Origin of the sequence: Flavobacterium rhizophilum (genome assembly GCF_046000485.1) — a bacterium.
Lineage (GTDB): Bacteria > Bacteroidota > Bacteroidia > Flavobacteriales > Flavobacteriaceae > Flavobacterium > Flavobacterium rhizophilum.
Genome location: NZ_JBELQB010000029.1, coordinates 1 through 1,481 on the forward strand (window position 1 = coordinate 1; position 1,481 = coordinate 1,481).

Genomic DNA, 1,481 nt, shown 5'->3' on the forward strand with positions numbered 1-1,481 from the left:
GAAATGCTGGTTGACGAACACATCAATTCGTTTAACACGCCGTTTAAGTTTAACGGCAAGGAATATGATGAGGAAACGGGGAATTATTACTATGGAGCCAGATACTATGACCCAAAATGGAGTATTTTTATAGGAGTAGATCCATTGGCGGAGAAGTATTCTGACTGGAGTTCTTATGCTTATTGCTTTAATAATCCGATAATTTTTGTAGATCCTGATGGGAAAGATGGTGTAAAAATTATTGATAATAAGAACAAAACTATAACTATTAAAGCTACATATTTTGTACAAACTGAAGAACAATTAATAAAAGGTGGTAAAACTATAAGTGGCTATAGTTGTAATGATATTGAAAAAATGTATGAGATTAATACTCAACTTAATGATCAAGAGTTAGTAATCTCAGAAGGTGAGTATGAAGGATATAGTTTAAAATTTGATTTGACTTTTGAAGATGGAGGAAGTTCCGTTGAAGCAATGGGTAAAGCAAATTTTGAAACTTTTGAAGGATATGATATCGGTAATACTATTGGTAGAAATAGCCCTGAAGGTCTTCCTACTCTCTTTGGTGTTAAAGAAGGTGAAAATGATAGATTAACACAAATTGGAGGAGTAACAGATGCTAATAAATATATAACAATGAATAGAGATTCTGACACTAGAAAAAATAAGCGTCATGAGATTGGTCATACTCTCGGTTTGGATGATAATCATGTTTCAGGTGCTAAAAAAGGTATAATGAATTATCCTCCAAAAAAGTCTATGAGTCAGTTTGAAGCTAATAAATTAGCGAACAGTGATTTTCTTCCAGCAATAATTAAAACAGAATAATTTATGTATAAATTTTTAGTAATTCCAATTTTATTGTTTTGTTGTACAACATCTAAAACAATAAATAATACTCAGATTATAGAGAGACAAAATAATAATTTATATTATGTAAATTGTACCTTGTTTGTTAAAAACTCTCACACATTAAATATGTCAGGATTAGGTAATTCCTTTTCAAAGCAGTTATTAGGTACTAAAACTCTCAATAGTTTTAAAGAGACGTTCTATGAACAGCTAACTTATACACCTTTATTAGAACCAACATCGTATTTTTTGTTGTTAAAATGCTTGAATTATGATTATCATGAAGACTGGAATAAATTGTACTATGATAATTACACTTTAAGTGAAAGATTAGAGCTTTATAAAATTAAGCTTGAAGATGGTAATTATTTAACTATCGAAGTTTATAAGGTTATAGGGGATGTTAAAGTCATTTATAGTGATGATTTTAATTGCTTAGTTTCCAATTCTGTTGAGATTGATGTAAAAAAGATTAAAACTATCAATAGAATTGCTGTCTTAATTCCTAAGGATATATAATTATGGCAATGTATCAGATTAGGTGTTTTGAGGTAATGTGTCAGATTAGGTGTTTTGATAAAATTATAATGTAACCATTTGAAAGACAGTATTAAATTAAAAGTTTT

General features: G+C 29.0%; 2 protein-coding genes. Both read left to right on the forward strand.

Features of this window, described 5'->3' with window-relative positions; translation table 11 throughout:
* On the forward strand, positions 1-831 hold an 831-nt coding region (locus ABS768_RS17535; RefSeq protein WP_408076247.1), incomplete at its 5' end, for an RHS repeat-associated core domain-containing protein.
* A 3-nt stretch (positions 832-834) separates the two neighbouring features.
* A complete protein-coding gene (locus ABS768_RS17540; RefSeq protein ID WP_408076248.1) occupies positions 835-1,374 on the forward strand; it encodes a hypothetical protein in 540 nt (179 codons plus the stop codon).
* The last annotated feature ends 107 nt before the right edge of the window (positions 1,375-1,481 follow it).